This is a genomic window from Janibacter hoylei PVAS-1 (genome assembly GCF_000297495.1).
Lineage (GTDB): Bacteria > Actinomycetota > Actinomycetes > Actinomycetales > Dermatophilaceae > Janibacter > Janibacter hoylei.
This window is the reverse complement of record NZ_ALWX01000022.1, coordinates 63,512-81,313: the sequence shown is the minus strand read 5'-3', so window position 1 is coordinate 81,313 and position 17,802 is coordinate 63,512. Positions and strand designations below refer to the sequence as shown.

Annotated in this window: 16 protein-coding genes, 3 pseudogenes and 1 riboswitch; of the genes and pseudogenes, 10 read left to right on the top strand and 9 right to left on the bottom strand. The window is 71.9% G+C overall.

Annotated elements, in window-relative coordinates:
• The first annotated feature begins 38 nt into the window (after positions 1-38).
• Positions 39-153: riboswitch (SAM riboswitch) on the top strand.
• Positions 154-196: 43 nt separating this feature from the next.
• The gene (locus B277_RS05700) at positions 197-1,414 is read left to right on the top strand and encodes an aminotransferase class V-fold PLP-dependent enzyme (RefSeq protein WP_007926115.1); all 1,218 of its coding nucleotides are present in this window, start codon (positions 197-199) and stop codon (positions 1,412-1,414) included.
• 60 nt (positions 1,415-1,474) lie between these two features.
• On the opposite strand, the pseudogene B277_RS05695 reads toward B277_RS05700, so the two are convergent.
• Together B277_RS05695 and dapA are read right to left on the bottom strand one after the other, a co-directional pair.
• Positions 1,475-3,159: pseudogene (locus tag B277_RS05695) on the bottom strand (ribonuclease J).
• Positions 3,156-4,052 (bottom strand): 4-hydroxy-tetrahydrodipicolinate synthase, encoded by an 897-nt coding sequence (gene dapA / locus B277_RS05690; RefSeq protein WP_040880903.1) that lies wholly within the window; start codon positions 4,050-4,052, stop codon positions 3,156-3,158. The pseudogene B277_RS05695 and the gene dapA overlap by 4 nt, the downstream one beginning before the upstream one ends.
• Before the next feature lie 43 nt (positions 4,053-4,095).
• On the opposite strand from dapA, the gene B277_RS05685 reads away from it, so the two are divergent.
• The 7 genes from B277_RS05685 to B277_RS05650 are packed head-to-tail and all read left to right on the top strand — an operon-like array spanning position 4,096 to position 9,638.
• Positions 4,096-4,905: a thymidylate synthase gene (locus B277_RS05685; protein ID WP_007926111.1), complete on the top strand. Its 810-nt coding sequence runs from the start codon at positions 4,096-4,098 to the stop codon at positions 4,903-4,905.
• A complete protein-coding gene (locus tag B277_RS15870) occupies positions 4,902-5,873 on the top strand; it encodes a dihydrofolate reductase (protein WP_007926110.1) in 972 nt (323 codons plus the stop codon). The genes B277_RS05685 and B277_RS15870 overlap by 4 nt, the downstream gene beginning before the upstream one ends.
• Before the next feature lie 48 nt (positions 5,874-5,921).
• The gene (locus tag B277_RS18335) at positions 5,922-7,310 is read left to right on the top strand and encodes a SatD family protein (protein ID WP_007926108.1); all 1,389 of its coding nucleotides are present in this window, start codon (positions 5,922-5,924) and stop codon (positions 7,308-7,310) included.
• Positions 7,311-7,331: 21 nt separating this feature from the next.
• On the top strand, positions 7,332-8,054 hold the full coding sequence (locus tag B277_RS05665) for an enoyl-CoA hydratase-related protein (protein ID WP_007926105.1): 723 nt from the start codon (positions 7,332-7,334) through the stop codon (positions 8,052-8,054).
• Positions 8,054-8,602 (top strand): GNAT family N-acetyltransferase, encoded by a 549-nt coding sequence (locus tag B277_RS05660; RefSeq protein WP_007926103.1) that lies wholly within the window; start codon positions 8,054-8,056, stop codon positions 8,600-8,602. The genes B277_RS05665 and B277_RS05660 overlap by 1 nt, the downstream gene beginning before the upstream one ends.
• On the top strand, positions 8,599-9,321 hold the full coding sequence (locus B277_RS05655) for an AzlC family ABC transporter permease (RefSeq protein ID WP_007926100.1): 723 nt from the start codon (positions 8,599-8,601) through the stop codon (positions 9,319-9,321). Before B277_RS05660 ends, B277_RS05655 begins: the two co-directional genes overlap by 4 nt.
• Entirely contained in the window at positions 9,318-9,638 is a 321-nt protein-coding gene (locus B277_RS05650) for an AzlD domain-containing protein (protein WP_007926098.1), read from the top strand. The genes B277_RS05655 and B277_RS05650 overlap by 4 nt, the downstream gene beginning before the upstream one ends.
• Positions 9,639-9,667: 29 nt before the next feature.
• Here the strand turns inward: B277_RS05650 and dapB are convergent, their stop codons facing one another.
• Positions 9,668-10,408, bottom strand: a complete 741-nt coding sequence (gene dapB / locus B277_RS05645; protein ID WP_040880901.1) for a 4-hydroxy-tetrahydrodipicolinate reductase — start codon at positions 10,406-10,408, stop codon at positions 9,668-9,670.
• Positions 10,409-10,522: 114 nt separating this feature from the next.
• On the opposite strand from dapB, the gene B277_RS17375 reads away from it, so the two are divergent.
• Entirely contained in the window at positions 10,523-10,675 is a 153-nt protein-coding gene (locus tag B277_RS17375) for a hypothetical protein (RefSeq protein ID WP_156811740.1), read from the top strand.
• Between the two features lie 78 nt (positions 10,676-10,753).
• Here B277_RS17375 and B277_RS17370 read toward each other — a convergent pair whose 3' ends face one another.
• The 4 genes and pseudogenes from B277_RS17370 to lpdA all read right to left on the bottom strand — a co-directional run bounded on the left by B277_RS17370 (position 10,754) and on the right by lpdA (position 15,427).
• A complete protein-coding gene (locus B277_RS17370; RefSeq protein WP_156811739.1) occupies positions 10,754-10,894 on the bottom strand; it encodes a hypothetical protein in 141 nt (46 codons plus the stop codon).
• Positions 10,895-11,033: 139 nt separating this feature from the next.
• On the bottom strand, positions 11,034-13,460 hold the full coding sequence (locus B277_RS05640; RefSeq protein WP_007926091.1) for a polyribonucleotide nucleotidyltransferase: 2,427 nt from the start codon (positions 13,458-13,460) through the stop codon (positions 11,034-11,036).
• A 168-nt stretch (positions 13,461-13,628) separates the two neighbouring features.
• Positions 13,629-13,898, bottom strand: coding sequence for a 30S ribosomal protein S15 (gene rpsO / locus B277_RS05635; RefSeq protein WP_007926089.1), 270 nt, complete (start codon positions 13,896-13,898; stop codon positions 13,629-13,631).
• A 130-nt stretch (positions 13,899-14,028) separates the two neighbouring features.
• Positions 14,029-15,427, bottom strand: a pseudogene (lpdA, locus tag B277_RS05630) (dihydrolipoyl dehydrogenase).
• 76 nt (positions 15,428-15,503) lie between these two features.
• Between lpdA and B277_RS18895 the strand changes: the two are divergent.
• Positions 15,504-15,863: a YbdD/YjiX family protein gene (locus tag B277_RS18895; RefSeq protein WP_007926088.1), complete on the top strand. Its 360-nt coding sequence runs from the start codon at positions 15,504-15,506 to the stop codon at positions 15,861-15,863.
• Position 15,864: 1 nt separating this feature from the next.
• Here B277_RS18895 and B277_RS19465 read toward each other — a convergent pair whose 3' ends face one another.
• Both B277_RS19465 and B277_RS19460 read right to left on the bottom strand, forming a co-directional pair.
• Entirely contained in the window at positions 15,865-16,698 is an 834-nt protein-coding gene (locus B277_RS19465; RefSeq protein ID WP_051987899.1) for a penicillin-binding transpeptidase domain-containing protein, read from the bottom strand.
• A 97-nt stretch (positions 16,699-16,795) separates the two neighbouring features.
• Positions 16,796-17,800: pseudogene (locus B277_RS19460) on the bottom strand (penicillin-binding transpeptidase domain-containing protein); the annotation flags it as partial.
• Between the last annotated feature and the right edge of the window lie 2 nt (positions 17,801-17,802).

Genomic DNA, 17,802 nt, shown 5'->3' with positions numbered 1-17,802 from the left:
ACAGCCGGCACCCGTCATCGGCTAGGGTCTCGACCCAAGGTCACGAGTACCAGCGACAAGCCCCGGCTAGCTGGTCGGCAACCCTCGTCCGCGGTGGGGTGCTCCGGGTGACGACCTGGCCGGCGACGCAGTGTCGCCCGGCAAGCGCGGACTCGAGGTCACCGCCCGGGTCCCTGACGGATCAGGAGCACCTCCCATGACCGTGTCCGACCTCCACCGCACCTCCACTGCCCTGCCCGCGCTCGTCAGCGAGGGCCTGACCTACCGCGACGCCGACGGCTCGACCGTCGAGTACGCGCACCTCGACCACGGGGCGACGACGCCGGCCTTCGCGGCCGTCGCCCAGGAGGTGGCCGCAGCCGCCGTCACCTACTCCTCCGTGCACCGAGGCGCCGGCTTCGCCTCGCGGGTGACCAGCTCGCGCTACGAGCAGGCCCGCGAGACCGTCGCGACCTTCGTCGGGGCCCGCGAGGACGACCAGGTCGTCTTCACCCGCAACACGACCGACTCCTTCAACCTGCTGGCCCGCGCCCTGCCCGAGGACACGCTCGTCTTCGTCTTCGGCTCCGAGCACCACGCCGCGCTCCTGCCCTGGCCCCGCGCCCTGCGCCTGCCCGTGCCGCACAGCCACGACGAGGCGCTCGACCTGCTCGAGCAGGCGCTGCGCAACCACCCCGCCGAGCACCGGCTCGTCGTCGCCACCGGTGCCTCCAACGTCACGGGCGAGCACTGGCCGGTCGAGCGGCTCGCGGCTCTCGCCCACGAGCACGACGCCCGCTTCGCGCTCGATGCCGCGCAGGTCGTCCCGCACCGCCGGGTCGACATCGAGGCGATCGGCGCGGACTGGATCGCCTTCAGCGGTCACAAGATCTACGCCCCCTTCGGCGCCGGCGTCCTCGTCGGGCGCAGCGACTGGCTCGACGCCGCCGAGCCCTACCTCGCCGGCGGCGGCGCCACCGCCCGCGTGGATCTCGACACGACCGAGTGGACGCACGGCCCGGCCCGCCACGAGGCCGGCTCCCCCAACGTGCTCGGCGCGGTCGCGCTCGCCACCGCCTGCGAGATCGTCAGCGAGCACGAGCGGGCGATCCGCGACCACGAGCAGGCCCTGCGCATCCGGCTGCTCGCCGGCCTCGCCGAGATCGAGGGCGTGCGCGTGCACACCCTCTTCGGCGGGGGTGACGGGGCCCCGGTGGCGACGATCACCGTCGACGGCCACGACAGCGCCGAGGTCGCCCGCGTCCTCGGCGACGACCACGGCATCGGGGTGCGCGACGGCAAGTTCTGCGCCCACCTGCTCGTCGACGACCTGCTCTCCGAGACCGAGCACGACACCGCCGTGCGGATCAGTGCCGGCCTCGGCACGACGCCCGAGCACATCGACCGCCTGCTGGCGGCGCTGCGCTCGCTCTGACCCTCCTCGGGTAGGGCGAAGGGGGGACCCGGCAGGCCCCCCTTCGCCCCCCGGGCGGTCTCAGGCCTCGACGACCACCGGATGATCATCGGGCGGCGACGGATCTTGCCGCCGACCCAGCCACCGACCGCGCGGCGCACGACCTGCTGCAGCTGGTGGGTATCGGTCGTGCCCTTGCGGGCGGCCTCGTCGAGGGCCGCGACGATCTTGGGCTTGACCTGGGTGAAGATCTCGTCGTCCTCGGCGAAGCCGCGGGCGGTGATCTCCGGGCCGGCGACGACCTTGCCGCTCGAGGAGTCGACGACGACCATGACGGAGATGAAGCCCTCGTCGCGCAGGATGCGGCGGTCCTTGAGCAGCTCCTCCGTGGCGCCCCCGACGCTCGAGCCGTCGACGTAGACGTAGCCGCAGGGCATGGCGCCGGCGATGCGGGCGCGACCGTCGATGAGGTCGATGACCACGCCGTCCTCGGCGAGCACGACGTGGTCGGGGTCGACGCCCGTCGCGATGGCCAGGTCGGCGTTGGCGACGAGGTGGCGCCACTCGCCGTGGACCGGCATGACATTGCGCGGCTTGACGATGTTGTAGCAGTAGAGCAGCTCGCCGGCGCTCGCGTGCCCGGAGACGTGCACCTTGGCATTGCCCTTGTGCACGACGTCGGCGCCGAGCCGCATCAGACCGTTGATGACCCGGTAGACGGCGTTTTCGTTGCCGGGGATCAGGCTCGAGGCGAGCAGCACGGTGTCGCCGTCACCGACGTCGATCCGGTGGTCGCGGTTGGCCATGCGCGACAGGGCGGCCATCGGCTCGCCCTGGCTGCCGGTGCAGATGAGCACGACCTCGTCGTCGGGGTAGTTGTCGAGCTTCTTGACGTCGACGAGCACCCCGTCGGGGACGTGCAGGTAGCCCAGGTCGGCGGCGATGCGCATGTTGCGCACCATCGAGCGCCCGACCATCGCGACCTTGCGGCCATTGCGCTCGGCCGCGTCGAGCACCTGCTGGACACGGTGCACGTGGCTGGAGAAGCAGGCGACGATGATCCGCCGGCGCGCCTTGCGGAAGACGGTGTCGATCGCCGGGCCGATCTCCCGCTCGGGCGTCGTGAAGCCCGGGACCTCGGCATTGGTCGAGTCGGTGAGGAAGAGGTCGACCCCCTCCTCGCCGACCCGGGCGAAGGCCCGCAGGTCCGTGAGGCGCCGGTCGAGCGGGAGCTGGTCCATCTTGAAGTCGCCCGTGTGCAGCAGCGTGCCGCCCTCGGTGCGCACGAAGACCGCCAGCGCGTCGGGGATCGAGTGGTTGACGGCGATGAACTCGCAGTCGAAGACGCCGAAGGACTCGCGCCCGCCCTCGCGCACGCCGAGCGTGTAGGGCTTGATCCGGTGCTCCTTGAGCTTGGCCTCGACGAGGGCCAGCGTGAGCATCGAGCCGACGAGCGGGATGTCCGGCTTGTGCTTGAGCAGGTAGGGCACGGCGCCGATGTGGTCCTCGTGGCCGTGAGTGAGGACGATCGCCTGGACGTCGTCGAGCCGGTCGAGGATGTAGTCGAAGTCCGGGAGGATCAGGTCGACGCCCGGCTGGTGGTCCTCGGGGAAGAGGACACCGCAGTCGATGATGAGCAGCTGGCCGTCGTGCTCGATGACCGCCATGTTGCGGCCGACCTCGCCGAGGCCCCCGAGCGGGATGACGCGCAGCGCCCCCTTCGCCAGCGGCGGCGGCAGCTCGAGGTCGGGGTGCGGGTGGCTCATGCGGTGGCTCCGATCCGGGAGGCGGTCAGGCCGGCGCGCAGCACCTCGAGGTGCTCGGCCGGCCCCTCGACGTAGGGCAGGCGCACGGCGGCGTGCTCGATGACACCGAGCTCGACGAGGGCGGCCTTGGCCATGATCGCGCCCTGCGAGGTCGACATCAGGGCATTGGTGACGGGGATGAGGCGGTGGTGGATCTCGCGGGCGGTCGCGAGGTCGCCGGCGTCGACGGCCTCGATCATCGCGCGGTACTCACGGCCGGCGACGTGCCCGACGACGGAGACGACGCCGTGGGCGCCCTGCGCGAGGTGCGCGAGGTTGTGCTCGTCGGCACCGGAGTACCAGAGCAGGTCGGTCGCGGCCATGACCTGCGAGGCGGCCCAGAGGTCCCCCTTCGCATCCTTGACCGCGACGATCCGCTCGTGGTCGGCGAGCGCGACGAGCGTCTCGACGGCGAAGGGGGTCGCGGTGCGCCCCGGGATGTCGTAGAGCATGACCGGCAGCTCGGCGGCGTCGGCGATGGCGCGGGTGTGCGCGAGCAGGCCCGGCTGGGTGGGCTTGTTGTAGTACGGGGAGACGACGAGCAGGCCGTCGGCGCCGGCCGCGGTGGCCTGGCCAGCCATCTCGATGGCGTGGGCGGTGTTGTTGGAGCCGACCCCCGCGGTGACGGCGAGCCGGTCACCGGCCGCCTCCTTGACCGTCTCGACCATCGCGATGCTCTCGGCGGAGCTGAGGGTCGGCGACTCGCCGGTGGTGCCGTTGACGACGACACCGTCGTGTCCGGTGGCGACGAGGTGCTCGACGACGGCGGCCACGCCCTTCGTGTCCACCGCGCCGTCAGGGGTCATGGGGGTCACCATCGCGGTGATCACCCGTCCGAAGGGGGAAGTCGTCATGCGGCTCAGCGTAGCCGTCGGTGGCGGCGTCTATCGTGGCGCCATGCGCCAGTACCTCGACCTCCTCGAGCACGTCCGCGACCACGGGGTCGTCAAGTCCGACCGGACCGGCACGGGCACCCGGAGCGTCTTCGGCCACCAGATGCGTTTCGACCTGTCGGAGGGTTTCCCCGTGCTCACGACGAAGAAGCTGCACCTGCGCTCGATCATCGGTGAGCTGCTGTGGTTCCTGCGCGGCGACACCAACGTGCGGTGGCTGCAGGAGCGCGGCATCAGCATCTGGGACGAGTGGGCCGACGAGCAGGGTGACCTCGGGCCGGTCTACGGGCACCAGTGGCGCTCCTGGCCGACGCCCGACGGGTCGACCGTCGACCAGATCGCGCAGGTCATCGAGGGGCTGCGGACCAACCCCGACAGCCGGCGGCACATCGTCTCCGCGTGGAATGTCGCCGAGGTCGGCGAGATGGCGCTGCCGCCCTGCCACACGATGTTCCAGTTCTACGTCACCCCGGCGAGCGAAGGGGGCCGCCCCCGCCTGTCGTGCCAGCTCTACCAGCGCAGCGCCGACATCTTCCTCGGCGTGCCCTTCAACATCGCCTCGTACGCGCTGCTGACGATGATGGTCGCGCAGCAGGTGGACATGGAGCCGGGCGAGTTCGTCCACACCCTCGGTGACGCGCACCTCTACCTCAACCACCTCGAGCAGACGGACCTGCAGCTGACCCGCACCCCCGGTCCGTTGCCGCGGATGGAGATCGCGCCCCGCGACTCGATCGACGCCTACGAGCTCGAGGACTTCACCCTCGTCGGCTACGAGGCCGCGCCCTCGATCAAGGCGCCGATCGCCGTATGAGCCTGCCCCGCCCCGTCCCCGAGGAGCTGCGCGGCCGGGTGCCCCTGCTCGCCGCCGCCTACGCCGTGATGACCCGGGAGGGCGACGGCGGGACCGAGGTGCTGCTCCAGCTGCGTCGCGGCACCGGATTCATGGACGGGTGGTGGGCCTGCGGGGCCGCCGGCCACGTCGAGGACGCCAGCGCCCCGAGCCAGGCCCTGGCGCGCGAGGTCGACGAGGAGCTGGGCGTGCGGGTCCTCGAGGCGACTCCCCTGACGACGGTGCAGCGCTCGACGCTCGCCGGGGTGCGCGAGCAGCGCGCCGACTTCTTCTTCCACGTCACCGCCTGGTCGGGCGAGCCGACGCTGCGCGAGCCGGACAAGGCGGCCGACCTGCGGTGGTGGCCGCTCGCGGAGCTGCCCGCGCTCGTCGTGCCGCACGAGCGGGTCGTGCTGGAGGGGCTGCGGGACGGGGGGCTGGCTCCCTTCGTCGAGCTGGGGCACGACCAGCGGCTCGTCCTCGTCGCGGCGCTCGGGGCCAACCGGGCCATCGGCGTCGACGGTGGCATGCCGTGGCACCTGCCCGAGGACCTGGCGCACTTCAAGGCGCTGACCATGGGCGGCACGATGATCATGGGGCGGCGGACCTGGGACTCGATCGGACGGGCGCTGCCGGGCCGCACGACGATCGTCGTCACCTCCGACCACGCGTGGTCGGCCCCCGGCGCGATCGTCGTCCACTCGCTCGCCGAGGCCCTCGTCGCCGCCGGCCCCGGCGAGGTGCACGTCCTCGGTGGCGGTGAGATCTACCGGCAGACGATCGACCTGGCCTCGCGGCTGGAGCTGACCGAGATCGACCGCTCGCCGGAGGCGGAGGTCTTCTTCCCCGAGGTCGATGCGCGCGTGTGGCGCGAGGTGCGCCGGGACCCGCGCGAGGGCTTCGACTTCGTCACCTACGAACGTGAACCTCATGAGTTCACCAACAGGTAGATCAACCATATCTGTTTATTTTCGTCGATATCGCTGTAGAGTGTTCACATGACCTCCGTGGCCACCCTCATCGGTGACGTCGTCGGCTCCCGCACCGCGGCCGACCGCCGTGGTCTGCACGCGCGGCTCGAGGAGGTCATCGCCACAATCAACGCGACGACCGACCCCGTGCACCCGGTGCGGATCACCGTCGGCGACGAGTTCCAGGGGGCGTGGGCCCGCCGCGGGCAGGCGGTGCACGCTGCCCTGCTGCTGCGCACCGGGCTGCTGCCGGAGGTCGAGACCCGCTACGGTCTGGGCCACGGAGAGGTCACCGCGCTCAGCGACGACGGCACCGTCCAGGACGGGCCCGGCTGGTGGCTCGCCCGCGAGGCCATCACCCTGGCCAAGGACGCCGAGAGTGCCGCCCGGGCCGACGGCCGCGTCGTGCGCACCCGGTGGCGCGAGGACTCCCCCACCGGCACCGCCCTCGACGCCGCCCTGCAGCACCGCGACCTGCTCCTGGCCGACCTCGACGAGCGCTCCCACCGACTGCTGCGGGGACTGCTGCACGGCACCAGCCAGCGGGCGCTCGCCGAGGCGGAAGACGTCTCCCCCCACGGCCGTCTCGCGGCGGGTGCACCGCGACGCCCTCGACCACCTCGTCCGCCTCGACGCCGACCTCGGAGGGCTCCCGTGAGCGTCCTGTCCGTCCTGCTCATCACCATCGGTCTCGCGGACCTGCTGCGCAGCCTCGGCCCGCAGCCCTCCGACGCGCCTCGTGAGACCCGTGGCGTGCCCGCCGCCGGGGTGCTGCTGCTCGTCGTCATCGCATCCGCGACCGGCCTGCTCGCGACCTGGGGTGGCGTCGCCCTCACGGCTCTCGCGGTCGCCGGTCTCGTCGCGTGGCTCGTGTGCGCGGAGCGGGCCGACCGGGGCCGCGGTCACGCGCTGGCACTCGGTGTCTTCGCCGCGGCCGTGGGCGTTCAGCTGCTCGCCTCCGGCTGGGCGCCGCCCGTCGGCGGGTGGTTCGCCGACTGGCTGGCCTGGAGCCACCTGCCGTGGCAGCCGGCCCCCGACCGGGCGCTGCTGCTCGCCGGGCTCACCCTCGTCCAGCTCGCGACCGGCAACCGGCTCGTGCGCCTGGTGCTCGTGACGACGGGTGCCCTGCCGGCCGGACCGGTGACCGGCGGCGTCGACGGCGAGCTGCGCGGCGGGCGGCTGCTCGGCCCGCTCGAGCGCCTCTTCATCCTCGGGCTCGGCCTGGCCGGTGAGCTCACCGCCGCCGGCCTGGTCATCGCCGCCAAGGGGCTCATCCGCTGGCCCGAGCTGAGGTCGCACGCCCGCAGCGAGGACGACACCCGCGCCTCCGACATCGACAAGGTGACCGAGTACTTCCTCGTCGGCAGCTTCGTCAGCTGGCTCGTCGCGCTGGGAGGGCTGCTGCTCGCCGCCTGAGCCCCTCCGTATGCTGACGACGTGCCCATCCTCAGCGAGACCACCGACGACGTCACCGTCCTGACGATCGACCGCACCCACCGGCGGAATGCCCTCGACCTGGCGACGCTCGAGGAGCTGCACGCCGCGGTCGTGGCCGCCGTCGAGGGCGGGTCGAGGGCCCTCGTCCTGACCGGTGCCGAGGGGCACTTCTGCGCCGGCGCCGACCTCACCGAGCTCGAGGACGTCTCCTTCACCGAGCGTCTCGCGGAGGTGCTCCAGCACCTCGCCGCGGTCCCCGTGACGACAATCGCCGCGATCTCCGGCTCGTGCATGGGTCTGGGCATGCAGCTGGCCGTCGCCTGCGACATCCGCGTCGTCGACTCCCCCGCCCGCTTCGCCGTGCCCGTCGCCAAGCTCGGCCTCATGGTCGACAAGTGGACCCTCGACCGCGTGACCCGCATGTGGGGCGAGGGCGCCGCCCGCCACATGGTGCTCACCGCCGCCGTCCTCACCGACGACGACGCGTGGCGCCTCGGCTTCGCGCAGGAGCGCGGGGGCCTGGACACCGCTCTCGGGCTGGCCCACCGCACGGTGGCTCTCGCCCCGCTCACCCAGGCCGGCTCGAAGCTCGGCATGGGCGCCACCCCCGGCCCAGACGCCGACTACGCCACCGCCTTCGCCCGCGCCTGGGCCAGCGACGACCTCGCCGAAGGGCAGCGCGCCTTCGGCGAGCGCCGCTCCCCCCGGTTCGTCGGCCGCTGATGACGACCGCCGACGCCAGCGTCCGCAGCGCCACGGCCGACGACGCCACGACCGTCGGGCAGGTGCAGGCCCTCGTCTGGCAGCAGGCCTACGACGGCGTCGTGCCACCGCAGGTGCACGCCGCCTTCGACCCGCGGGCCTTCGCCGCGGCGTGGGCGGACTCCCTTCGCACACCGCCCGAAGGGGTGCACCGCCTCCTCGTCGCCTGCGCCGGCGAGCAGGTGGTCGGGTTCGTCGCCATCGGCCCCAGCCAGGACCCCGACGCCGGGCAGACCACCGGTGAGGTGACCGCCCTCGGGGTCCACCCCGGGCACCGGCGCCAGGGTCACGGCTCCCGCCTGGTCAACGCTGCCGTCGACATCCTGCGCGAGGCCGGCGCCGAGCACGTCGCGACCTGGAGCCTCGTCGAGCACGAGGCCCTGCGCGGCTTCCTCACCGGCGCCGGGCTCGTGCCCGACGGCGCCTACCGCGACCGCGTCATCTCCCCCGACGGCGACACCGCCCGGGAGGTCCGACTCGTCGCGGCCCTCACGGACGAGACGCCGTGAGCGCGGCCCCCTTCGCCGCCGAGCACGCCGCCGCCCGCCGCCAAGGACTGTCCGTCGGGCTGGCGACCGGCGTCTACGGCGTGAGCTTCGGGGCCCTCGGCATCGCCGCCGGGCTCGACGTGTGGCAGACCGTCGCGCTGTCCCTGCTGCTCTTCACCGGCGGCTCGCAGTTCGCCCTCGTCGGCATCATCGCCTCCGGCGGCAGTTCGGTCACCGCCGTCGCGACCTCCACCCTCCTCGGCATCCGCAACGGGCTCTACGGGCTCCAGCTCGCCCGCGTGCTGCGGCTGCTCGGGTGGCGCAGGGCGGCCGCCGCCCACCTGACGATCGACGAGTCGACCGCCGTCGCCCTCGCCCAGGAGCAGCCCGAGGTGCAGCGCACCGGCTTCTGGGCCGCCGGGCTGGGCGTCTACGCCTTCTGGAACCTGTCGACCCTCGTCGGCGCGCTCGTCGGCAATGCCATCGGCGACCCGCGCGTGTGGGGCCTGGACGCCGCCGCTGCTGCCGCCTTCGTCGCGCTCATCTGGCCCCGGCTCAAGGACCGCACCGGACAGGTGACGGCCGCCCTGGCCGCCGCCATCGCCCTCATCAGCTTCGCCCCGATGCCGGCCGGCGTGCCCGTGCTCCTCGCCGCCATCGCGGCGATCGTCATCGGACTGGCCTCCGCCGGGCCGAGCAGCGCCCACGACATCGAGCAACCGGAAGGAGACCTGCTGTGAGCGCCACCAGCCTGTGGGTCTGCGTGCTCGCCGCGTGCGTGCTCGGCTTCGTGACGAAGTACGTCGGCTACCTCGTGCCCGAGTCCCTCGTCGACGGTCGGCGCCGGTCCCGGATCATCGGGCTGCTCCCGGTCGCCCTGCTCGCCGGCCTGCTCGTGACGCAGACCGTCGGCGGCAACGACGGCATCGTCGTCGACGCCCGTCTGGCCGCCGTCGCGCTGGCCGTCGTGCTGCTGTGGGTGCGGGCCAACTTCGTCATCGTCGTCTTCGCCGCCGCCGCGCTGGCCGCGGGCCTGCGCGCCCTCGGCTGGGGCTGACCGCGCCGACGCCGCGGGACACGCCCCGGTCAGAGACCGAGGACGTGCTCCAGACCGACCGTGACGCCGGGGTGCTTGGCGACCTCGCGCACCCCCGTGAGGACACCGGGCATGAAGGAGACCCGGTCGAAGGAGTCGTGGCGGAGCGTCAGCGTCTCGCCCTCGTTGCCCAGGAGCACCTCCTGGTGCGCCACGAGCCCGCGCAGACGCACGGCGTGGACCGGCACACCCTCGACGCTCGCACCGCGCGCGCCGTCCGGGTCGTCGGTCGTCGCGTCCGGGACCGGACCGAGCCCGGCCTCCGCCCGGGAGGCGGCAATGAGCTCAGCCGTGCGGGTGGCGGTGCCGCTCGGGGCGTCGACCTTGCGCGGGTGGTGCAGCTCGACGACCTCGACCGACTCGTAGAAGCGCGCCGCCTGCTTGGCGAACTGCATCATCAGCACCGCGCCGATGGCGAAGTTGGGGGCGATGAGCACGCCCACTCCCCCCTTCGCCTCGACCTCGGTGCGCAGCTGCGCCGCCCGCTCGTCCGTCCAGCCGGAGGTGCCGACGACGACGTGGACGCCGCGCTCGACGCAGTGGCGCACATTGCGCTCGCTGGCGGACAGGACGGTGAACTCGACGACGACGTCGGCGCCCCCGAGATCGCCCAGGTCGTCGCCCTCGTCGAAGCGGCCGACGAGCTCGAGGTCGTCCGCACCCTCGACCGCCTCGCAGGCCGTCGCACCCATGCGCCCTTCGGCGCCGATCACTGCCACCTTCGTCGTCATGGGCACAGCCTACGAAGCCGGGCGACACGCGCTCGACCGGGCAGCGTGTTCACCTTCCGTTCACTTTGGTGCTAGGGTCGTACATGAACAGAAAGTGAACAGGAGGTGTCCGCAATGACCGTTACCACCCTCAAGAAGACCGAGACGACTCGACCCGCCCCGAAGCTGACCTGCACCTGGGTCGCCGTGCGTGGAGAGGACGGCCGGACCCGCATGGAGATGCGCTGGATCGACGAGACCCGTCGCACCGCGCGTCACGCTGCCTGACCGAGCCACCGCTCCCCCGCACCAGGAAGCCCCCGACACCGCACGGTGCCGGGGGCTTCCTCATGATGCCTGCGCCCATCACCCGGACGGCGGGACGTCGAGGACGCGCTCGACCTCGCTGCCGGTGACGCTCGGGGCGCCCGAGTGCGGGACGAGGATCGCCCCCACGACGACGAGCACGAGTGCGATGACCCCGATGAGCAGGCGCACGGCCTTCATGGTTCCCCCTGGTGTGTGGCGTGTGTCCGGATCACCGTAGGAGAGGGTCGCGCGGCTCGCCGGTCGACCGTCCACAGGCACGACGAAGGGGGCCGACCCTCCCGGAGGAGAGCCGGCCCCCTTGCGGAGACCCCAGTGGTCAGTCGTCCTGCGCGTCGCCCGACTCGTCGGAGCCGGAGCCCTCGCCGGAGTCCGCGGAGTCGTTGTCGCCGCGGCGGCGACGACGGCGACCGCCCTCGCGGCCACCCTCACGACCACCGTCGCGACCGCCCTCGCGGCCACCCTCACGACCGCCCTCACGGCGACCGCCACGACCACCCTCGTCATCGCCCTTCGAGTCGGCGGCCAGGGCGGCCTCCTGCTCGGGGGTGAGGACGGCGGCGAGGCTCAGCTTGCCGCGGGGGTCGATCTCCTTGAGCTCGACCTGGACCTTCTGGCCGATGGCGACGACGTCCTCGACGGCGTCGATCCGCTTGCCACCGACGAGCTTGCGCACCTCGGAGATGTGCAGCAGGCCGTCCTTGCCCGGCGTCAGCGAGATGAAGGCGCCGAAGGTCGTGGTCTTGACGACGGTGCCGAGGAAGCGCTCGCCGACCTCGGGCATCTGCGGGTTGGCGATCGCGTTGATCGCGTTGCGCGCGGCGTCGGCGGACGGGCCGTCGACCGCACCGATGAAGACGGTGCCGTCGTCCTCGATGCTGATGTCGGCGCCGGTGTCCTCCTGGATCTGCTTGATCATCTTGCCCTTCGGGCCGATGACCTCGCCGATCTTGTCGACGGGCACGTTGACCGTGATGATCCGCGGAGCGGTCGGAGCCATCTCGTCCGGGGCGTCGATGGCCTCGTTCATGACGTCGAGGATGTGCATCCGCGCGTCACGAGCCTGGGTCAGCGCGCCGGCCAGGACCGAGGCGGGGATGCCGTCGAGCTTGGTGTCGAGCTGGATCGCGGTGACGAACTCGCGGGTACCGGCGACCTTGAAGTCCATGTCGCCGAAGGCGTCCTCGGCGCCGAGGATATCGGTCATCGCCGCGTAGCGGGTCTCACCGTCGACCTCGTCGGAGACCAGACCCATCGCGATGCCGGCGACGGCGGCGCGCAGCGGCACACCGGCGTTGAGCAGCGACATCGTCGAGGCGCACACGGAGCCCATCGAGGTCGAGCCGTTGGACCCGAGGGCCTCGGAGACCTGACGGATCGCGTACGGGAACTCCTCGCGGGAGGGCAGCACCGGCAGGAGCGCACGCTCGGCGAGCGCACCGTGGCCGATCTCGCGGCGCTTCGGGCTGCCCACGCGGCCGGTCTCACCGGTCGAGTAGGGCGGGAAGTTGTAGTTGTGCATGTAGCGCTTGCGCGTGACCGGGCTCAGCGAGTCGATCTGCTGCTCCATCTTGAGCATGTTGAGCGTGGTGACACCCATGATCTGGGTCTCGCCGCGCTCGAAGAGCGCCGAGCCGTGCACGCGCGGCAGGACCTCGACCTCGGCGCCCAGGGCGCGGATGTCGGCGAGGCCACGGCCGTCGATGCGGACCTTGTCGCGCAGGATGCGCTGGCGGACCTGCGCCTTCTGCACGGAGCGGAAGGCCGCGGACAGCTCCTTGTCACGGCCGAAGAACTCACCGGGAGCCTCCTCGGTCCCGGCGAGGGAGGCCTTCATGGCGTCCTTGATCTCGTCGAGGCGCGACTCGCGCTCCTGCTTGCCGGCGATGGTCAGCGCGGTGGCGAGGTCACCGGAGGTGGCGGCCTCGACGGCGGCGTAGGCGTCGTCCTCGTAGTCGAGGAAGATCGGGAACTCCTGGACCGGCTTGGCGGCCTTGGCAGCCAGGTCGGCCTGCGCGTCGCAGAGCGTCTTGATGAACTGCTTGGAGGCCTCGAGGCCCTCGGCGACGACCTCTTCGGTCGGGGCGGTCTTGCCCTGGGTCTTCACGAGGTCCCAGGTCGACTCGGTGGACTCGGCCTCGACCATCATGATCGCGACGTCACCGCCGTCGACAACGCGGCCGGCGACGACCATGTCGAAGGTCGAGCGCTCGATGTCGCTGAAATTCGGGAAGGCGACCCACTGGCCGTCGATGAGCGAGACGCGGACGGCACCGATCGGGCCCGAGAAGGGCAGCCCGGAGATCTGGGTCGACGCCGACGCGGCGTTGATCGCGAGCACGTCGTACTGGTGGTCGGGGTGGACCGACAGCACCGAGATGACGACCTGGACCTCGTTGCGCAGACCCTTGCGGAAGGTCGGGCGCAGCGGGCGGTCGATGAGCCGGCAGGTGAGGATGGCGTCCGTGCTGGGACGGCCCTCACGGCGGAAGAAGCTGCCGGGGATGCGACCCGCGGCATACATGCGCTCCTCCACGTCCACCGTCAGCGGGAAGAAGTCGAAGTGGTCCTTGGGGGTCTTGCCGGCCGTCGTGGTCGACAGGAGCATGGTCTCGCCGTCGAGGTAGGCGGCGACGGCGCCGCCGGCCTGCTTGGCGAGGCGGCCGGTCTCGAACCGGATGGTGCGGGTGCCGAACTGGCCGTTGTCGATCGTGGCCTCGGCGAACTGGATCTCAGGACCCTCCATCGGGTCCTCCTTTTCTCTCTACTACCGGGAGCATCGTCGTTGTGCCCCGGTCAGGTCTTCGGTCTGGACGATCTTCGGTTGTCACTCTTCAGTTGTGCCGGAGGGAGGATCCCCCCGGATACGCGAAGAAGCGGCCCCCAGGGACGGGAACCGCTCTTCACGAAGCTATTATCGGCGAAGGCCGAGGCGCTTGATCAGCGCACGGTAGCGCTCGATGTCGGTGCTCTCCAGGTAGCGGAGGAGCCGACGGCGCTTGCCGACGAGGAGCAGCAGACCACGACGGCTGTGGTGGTCGTGCTTGTGCTCACGAGCGTGCTCGGTGAGGTCCTTGATGCGCTGGGTGAGGAGCGCGACCTGGACCTCCGGGGAGCCGGTGTCGCCCTCGACGGTGCCGTACTCGGCCATGATCTGCTTCTTGACTTCAGCGGTCAGCGGCATGCTGCGACACTGCTCCATTCTTGGTTCGTTGCGCGGCGCGCCCGGGCTGGTTCACCGGGGCTCTGTGGATCCGCGGCCGATTCTCACGGCAACCGTTGAAGGTTAGCAGCGGCCTCCCCTTCGTCCCTAATCAGAAGTTGATCATGTGGCCGGCGATGCCCTCGACGGCCTCCTTGACCGCCTCGGACAGCGTCGGGTGCGCGAAGACGTTGCGGGCGACCTCGTCGGCGGTGAGGTCCCACTTCTGCGCGAGGGTGAGGACCGGGAGCAGCTCGGTGACGTCGGGGCCGATCATGTGGGCGCCGATGATCTCGTTGTGCTCCGCGTCGGCGACGACCTTGACGAAGCCCACCGCGTCGCCCAGACCCATGGCCTTGCCGTTGGCGGTGAAGGGGAAGGTCGCGGTCTTGACGTCGAAGCCCTTGTCCTTCGCCTGCTCCTCGGAGTAGCCGAAGGAGCCGATCTGCGGGTGGCAGTAGGTCGCGCGCGGGATGAAGTCGTAGTCGACCGGCATGGTCTCGGCACCGCTCATGTGCTCCGCGGCGACGACGCCCTGGGCCTCGGCGACGTGGGCGAGCATCATCTTCGCGGTGCAGTCACCGATGGCGTAGACGTTGTCGACGTTGGTGCGGCAGTACTCGTCGATCGCGATGGCGCCGCGCTCGGTGAGCTCGACCCCGATCGACTCCAGGCCGTAGCCCTGGGTGCGCGGGGCGAAGCCGATGGCGGACAGGAGGCGGTCGGCCTCGAGGACCTGGGCGTCGCCCCCCCTTCGCCGGGGTGACGGTGACCTTGACGCCGGAGCCGGTGTCCTCGACGGACTCGACCTTGGTGCTCGTCATGACCTTGACGCCGAGCTTCTTGTAGTGCTTGGCCAGCTCCTTGGACACGTCGGCGTCCTCGGTCGGGACCATCCGGTCGAGGAACTCGACGATGGTGACGTCGACGCCGAAGTTCTTGAGCACGTAGGCGAACTCGACGCCGATGGCGCCGGAGCCGGCGATGATGATCGAGCCGGGCAGGTTGTCGCCGAGGATCTGCTCCTCGTAGGTGACGACGTTCTTGCTCACCTCGACGCCCGGGAGCATGCGGGTGGTCGCGCCGGCGGCGATGATCAGCTTGTCGAAGGAGACCGTCTTGGTCTCGCCGTCGTTGAGCGCCACGTCGACGGTGTTGGCGGAGGTGATCGTGCCCCAGCCGTCGATCTCGGTGATCTTGTTCTTCTTCATGAGGAAGTGGACGCCCTTGACGATGCCAGCGCTCACCTGGCGGGAGCGGGCGTGCGTCGGGCCGAAGGACATCGTGGCGTCGCCCTCGATGCCGAACTTCTTCTTGTCATGGGTCAGGGTGTGCGCCAGCTCGGCGTTCTTGATGAGCGCCTTGCTCGGGATGCAGCCCACGTTGAGGCAGACACCGCCCCAGTACTTCTTCTCGATCACCGCGACCTTGTGGCCGAGCTGCGCGGCGCGGATCGCCGCCACATAGCCACCGGGTCCAGCACCGAGCACAACGACGTCGAAATCAGCCATGTCCGACAGCCTAGCCACTGGTCGGTCAGGTTCCGACACGTAGTCCAGATCACATCGCGGTGAGCCGAGGAGTCACATGACCGAGCACGTCGAGACGGGACCCCTCGTCGAGGAGCGCGACGGCGTCGAGCGGGTCCGCACCGACCCCGACCGACCTCCGGTCGCCGTCCGGGCACCGCACCTCGTGACGGGAAGGGAGAAGCTCGTCTTCGCCCTCATCGCGGCCGCGCGGGTGACCGCGGCGACGGGCACTCCCTTCGACGTCGTGCGGCGGATGGGCCGCTTCGTGTCCGGGGTGACCGGGGCCGACCGCTACGAGCGGTACGTCGAGCACCTCCGGCGGGTCCACCCTGACCGGCCGGTGCCGTCGCGCGCGGACTTCTGGCGGGAGCACTACGCCTGGCAGGAGCGCAACCCGGGCACGCGCTGCTGCTGAGTCAGTCGTCGACGCCCGCGAGGTCCTCGTGGATCGCGCGGGCGATCGGCGCGGCCGTCCCGCCGCCCGTGCCGCCCTGGGAGACGACGACCGCGACGACGTAGCGGGGCCGAGTCGTCGGCGCGTACGAGACGAACCACGCCGTGTCCTCCTTGCCGTAGACTTCGGCCGTCCCGGTCTTGCCGGCGACCGGCCACTGCCGCAGCGGGAAGCCGGCGAAGGCCGACCGGGCGGTGCCGCCGGGCCGGTCCACGACGTCGCCGAGGGCGGTGCGCAGCAGGCTGCCGGACTCCCCCGGCAGGTCGACCTCGCGCGTCGCGGGCGCGTCGAGCCGGGTGCGCCGGCCGTCGGGGGCGATCGTCGCCCGACCGAGGTGGGGGCTCGGCTCGGTGCCACCGGTGGCGATCGTGCCGTAGACCCGGGCCATCTGCAGCAGCGTGGCAGTGACGTCGCCCTGCCCGATCGACAGGTTGACCTCGTCGCCGGGGCGGAACTGGTAGCCGCTGCGGCAGTTGTCCCGCTCGAGGGCGGTCAGGTAGGCCCGCTCGGTGCGGTCCTCGACCTCGGGGTGGCCGCGCTTCGCAGCGCGGCAGGAGGCGTCCTTCGTCGTGCGCCACCACTCGCGCTTCCACTCCCGGTCGGGGATGCGGCCGCTGGACTCCGCCGGCAGGTCGATGCCGGTCGGGGCGCCGAGCCCGAGGTCGCGGGCGGTGCTGATCAGGGGGTCGCCGGCGTCGTCGCCCGAGAGACCGCCCTGGTCGCGCCAGACCCGGTCGGCGACCCGGTAGAAGACCGTGTCGCACGAGACCTTGATCGCCTCGCGCCAGCTGATCATGCCGTAGGCCCGTGACTCGAAGTTGTTGAAGGTCCGCCCCCCCGGTGCGGTACGACGACGAGCAGTTGACCTCGTCGTCGAGGTCGGTGCCGGCGGCGACCGCGCCGGGCAGCGTCACCGCCTTGAAGGTCGAGGCCGGCGGCTGCGCCACCCCGGTGACCCGGTCGATGAGCGGGCTGCCCTCCCCCGACGTCAGCCGGTCGTACTGGGTCTGGGTCACCCCCTGGGACCAGACCGAGGGGTCGTAGGTGGGCACGCTCGCCGAGGCGACGACCCCGCCGTCACGCAGGTCGAGGGCGACCGCGGCCGCGGTGTCGGCGCGGTGGCCCCGGTCGCGGGCATCGGCCACCCCGTCGGCGAGGGCCCGCTCGGTCGTGCGCTGCACGTCGAGGTCGAGGGTCGTCACGAGGTCGGAGCCCGCGACCGGCTCCTCCCGGTCGGTCTCCTCGACCGGCACGCCACGGGCGTCGACGCGCACGTCGCTGTGGCCCGGGGTGCCTCGGAGCAGCTCGTCGTACTGCAGCTCCAGGCCGGCGGCGCCGACGAGACCACCGTCGTCCCCCTCCGACCGGGTGAGGTAGCCGGTCGTCTGCGGAGCGCCACCGCCGGCCGCGCGGGGGTAGGCCCGCACCGGCTGGTTGGTCACGGTGACGCCCGGGTAGAGCTCCGGTCGCTCGGTGAGCGTCGCCGCGGCCTGCGGGTCGACGTCGACGGCGAGCGGCACGGGCACGAGGGCGGAGCCGGCCCAGCAGTCCGGCGGGTCGGCGGCTCCGGGCGCACCGCACAGGGTCGTGCGGCCCCACATGCGGTCGAAGGGGAGGTCCAGCGCCTGCGCGAGGCGGCGCACCGTGGCTCGGCCACCGTCGTCGGCGTCGGCCAGAGCGCGTCGGTCGATCGTCACGTCGGTGCGCACCGCATTGTCGACGAGCGGCCGACCCTCGCGGTCGAGGATGCGGCCGCGCAGGGCCGGCAGGGTGACGCGGGAGGTGCCGGGACCGCTCGCGCCGTCGGCGCCTGCCGGGTGGTCGGTCAGCTGCAGCTGACCGAGGCGACCGATGAGGACACCGGCGAGCAGGGTGAGCACGGCGAGGGAGGCGAGCATCC